Annotated in this window: 4 protein-coding genes; 2 read left to right on the plus strand and 2 right to left on the minus strand. The window is 54.9% G+C overall.

Annotated elements, in window-relative coordinates; translation table 11 throughout:
* Together BDE01S_RS09445 and BDE01S_RS09450 are read right to left on the minus strand one after the other, a co-directional pair.
* Positions 1 to 675 (minus strand): TIGR01621 family pseudouridine synthase (locus tag BDE01S_RS09445; protein WP_156472605.1); only part of this gene is annotated, 675 nt, incomplete at its 3' end.
* 14 nt (positions 676 to 689) lie between these two features.
* A complete protein-coding gene (locus BDE01S_RS09450) occupies positions 690 to 1262 on the minus strand; it encodes a TMEM165/GDT1 family protein (protein WP_066080748.1) in 573 nt (190 codons plus the stop codon).
* 318 nt (positions 1263 to 1580) lie between these two features.
* Here BDE01S_RS09450 and BDE01S_RS11730 point away from each other — a divergent pair, with 318 nt between their 5' ends.
* Together BDE01S_RS11730 and BDE01S_RS09460 are read left to right on the plus strand one after the other, a co-directional pair.
* Positions 1581 to 2210: a hypothetical protein gene (locus BDE01S_RS11730; protein ID WP_066080754.1), complete on the plus strand. Its 630-nt coding sequence runs from the start codon at positions 1581 to 1583 to the stop codon at positions 2208 to 2210.
* 197 nt (positions 2211 to 2407) lie between these two features.
* Positions 2408 to 2911 (plus strand): c-type cytochrome, encoded by a 504-nt coding sequence (locus BDE01S_RS09460; RefSeq protein WP_066080757.1) that lies wholly within the window; start codon positions 2408 to 2410, stop codon positions 2909 to 2911.
* Positions 2912 to 3090 lie beyond the last annotated feature (179 nt).

Genomic DNA, 3090 nt, shown 5'->3' on the forward strand with positions numbered 1-3090 from the left:
TTGCCACCTTGTATCAGAATTTACTCTCCGACTATAGGTTAACGTCATTTCCTGCAATGCGGTTGCGGTTTCAGACGGCCAGCTGAGGTCGAGTGGGGCGGTGATGTCGAAATGAGTGCCGCCGTATTCAAAGGCGATGCGCCAGGCGTGCAGAAACAGGCGGGGTGCAGTAGTACCGCCGTAAGCAGTATCGCCCAAAATCGGGGCGGACAGGGATTTCATGGCCACGCGCAGCTGGTGTGTTTTGCCGGTATGCGGTTTGAGCAGAAAAAGGCGCAGGCCGGGGGCAAGGGCGCGGCTGGTAAAGTGCGTTACGGCGAAGTTTTCCGTAGCGCGCGTCAGCTTCCAAGTGCCGCGCCGCGATTTTTCCATGCCGCCTTTGACCCAACCCTGTTTTTTGGCGGGTTTGCCGTCGCTGAGGGCCAGGTAGGTTTTGTGCATCTGCCGCCCGGCAAACTGCTGCGCCAAGTCGGACGCGGCCTGCGGGTGGCGGGCAAACAGCAATACGCCGCTGGTGGGTTTGTCCAAGCGGTGCAGCAGCCATAATTGCGGCACGCCGAGCTGCGCGGCCAGCATCTGCTGCAGATTGTCCGCGCCCGCTTCTTGGTGTACGGCGATGCCCGGCGGTTTGTTGACGGCCACGAAATCGGCCGTTTGCAATAAGATTTCCAGCATTTTTCAGACGGCTTTTAGTGTAGGGTAATGCCGCCGCCGGCCAGGGTCATTAAGCCCAAAACGCAGAACAGGGCGCAGGCGGCGAAGCGTACGGCTTTGGCCGGGATTTTTTTCATCAGCATTTCGCCGAGATACACAACGGGCACGTTGGCCAGCATCATCCCCAGCGTGCTGCCGAACACCACCCAGAGTAGCGATTGGTATTTGGCCGCCAGCAAGACGGTGGCGATTTGGGTTTTGTCGCCGATTTCCGCCATGAAAAACAGCAATACGGTTGCGCCGAATGCGCCGTATTTGAGCCAGCGGTTATCGGGATTGTCGTCTTTGTCGGGCAGCAGCAGCCACAGTCCGACCGCAATAAAGCTGCCGCCGACGATCCATTTCATGGTATCGGGGGATACAAATTGCGCCAGCCATACGCCGAGTACGGCAGAAAGCAGGTGGTTAAGCAAAGTGGCAACGAAGATGCCGGCGACGATGGCGTTTTTCTGCGCGAAACGCGCTGCCAGAAAGAGAGCGAGGAGTTGGGTTTTATCGCCGATTTCCGCGATGGCGACACCCAAAGTTGAAGAGAATAAAGCTTCCATATCAAGATACTCAGGCTGGTGTGGGCAAAACAGAAAGCGCATCGGCGGCTGCCCACAGGCTGCCGGAGCGCTTACGTCTTGCCTGTCTGCAGCTCGAGCGGCAGATGCCGCTGCCATGCCCAAAGGCAAATATGTTGACAACGGCTCCGGTAGTCATAAGCACCCCGGATGGCTACTCCCGTAAGGAAACGCGTATTATAGACATCGCCCTGCGATAAGTCTATACCGACCGGCTTTTACGGTTGTGCACCGAAGTTTACAGACGGCATAGTATAATAGCCCGATTTGCCCAAATACTTGGATTGGATATCCGCACACATGAAATCCATTATTTACACCTTGATTGCCTGTTTGGCCGCTGGCGCTGCTTTTTCCGCCCATGCCGACAAAATCTGCCCCGAGGGCGCCGGCGGCCGCTGCGTGACCGAAAGCATGGACGGCACGGCCGAGTTCACGCCCGAGCAGATTGAGAAAAAGCTGCAGGAAACCGAGCAGATTAAAGCCGAAACCAAGCGCAACATCGCCTACAAAATAGATGACGACGTAATCATGAAGCCGCTGACCGAAGCCGACGTGGCCGGCAGCGTCACCAACAGCGCGCCGGCCGCCCAGCCGCGTATCGATGTGAAGCTGCGTAACGGTAAAAGCAGCACCAGTGCCGCAGGTTTGAAATCCGCCAAAGAGCGCGCCGCCGCGTTAAACAAAAAAAGCAAGATCACCCCCGCCCCCATTATTGCCGCACCGGCGCCCAAACCCAAGCCGCAGCTGACCCGCAAGCAGATTCTGCAAAATGAAATCCGCAACGAGCAGGCGGCACTCGCCCGCGCCAAAGCGCAGCTGAATGTGGCGAAAAAGAAAGGCGACCAGGCTAAAATCAGCCGTCTGAATCAAGCCGTGCGCGACCGGGAAGCCAATATCCGTGCCATTCAGGGCGAGATTAAACGCTGAAACCGGTAGGGCGGCGGTATCGAAAAAGTCGTTTTCAGACGGCCTGTATCTGTTACTGATTGTTAACAAAAGCAAAAACAGCCGGATTGCTTGACTGGATTTCGATAGCTGATAGCATTTGCATACAGCGCGGCCTGTCCGCACACATCATAAATTAAAATATCCCAATCCAAACCATACCTATATAAGGAACACAAATGAAAAAATCCCTTCTGAGCGCGGGCGTATTGTCCGTATTGCTGCTGGCTGCTTGTGGCGGTCAAGCCGAAAAGCCGTCTGAAAAACCCGCCGAGCAAGCCGCCGCCGCAGCACCTGCCGGCAGCGCTAAGGCCGATGTTGAAGCACGCGAACAGCTGATGAAAGCCTTTAAAGAAGATTTCGGCGTTATGGGTAAAATGGTGAAAGGCGAAACCGCCTACGATGCTGCCGCATTCAAAGCGGCAGCCGAAAAGCTGAACGCCAATGCCGATAAACCGTGGGCGCACTACACCGAAGCCAGCGCGCAGGAAGAATCCGAAGCCAAGCCGGAAGTGTGGAGCAAAGCAGCAGAGTTCCAACAAGAAGCTGAAAAATTCGTTGCCGCCGTTGCCGCATTGAATACCGCCGCCGCTACTGCCGAGAATGTCGATGCCGTTAAAGCCGCATTCGGCCAAGTCGGCCAAAGCTGCAAAGCCTGTCACGACAGCTTCCGTAAAGACTAAAACGGAAAATCATCATTTAAAAAGCCGTCTGAAATTTTCAGACGGCTTTTTTTAACGGGCGTTTTTATTTTGTAGCGGCCGGTGTTTGCCGGAAAGATGAAAATAAAAATTTATAAAAACAATAAATTGTCAAATTACGCAAAGAAATTTTGCGGCAGGGTGTTGACGTCATTTCTCTT

The sequence above is a fragment of the Bergeriella denitrificans NBRC 102155 genome (assembly GCF_001592185.1).
Classification (GTDB): domain Bacteria; phylum Pseudomonadota; class Gammaproteobacteria; order Burkholderiales; family Neisseriaceae; genus Neisseria; species Neisseria denitrificans.

Coding starts and splice junctions, on each gene's coding strand:
- BDE01S_RS09450 (WP_066080748.1), bottom strand. CDS start 1,262: ATGGAAGCTTTATTCTCTTCAACTTTGGGTGTCGCCATCGCGGAAATC.
- BDE01S_RS11730 (WP_066080754.1), top strand. CDS start 1,581: ATGAAATCCATTATTTACACCTTGATTGCCTGTTTGGCCGCTGGCGCT.
- BDE01S_RS09460 (WP_066080757.1), top strand. CDS start 2,408: ATGAAAAAATCCCTTCTGAGCGCGGGCGTATTGTCCGTATTGCTGCTG.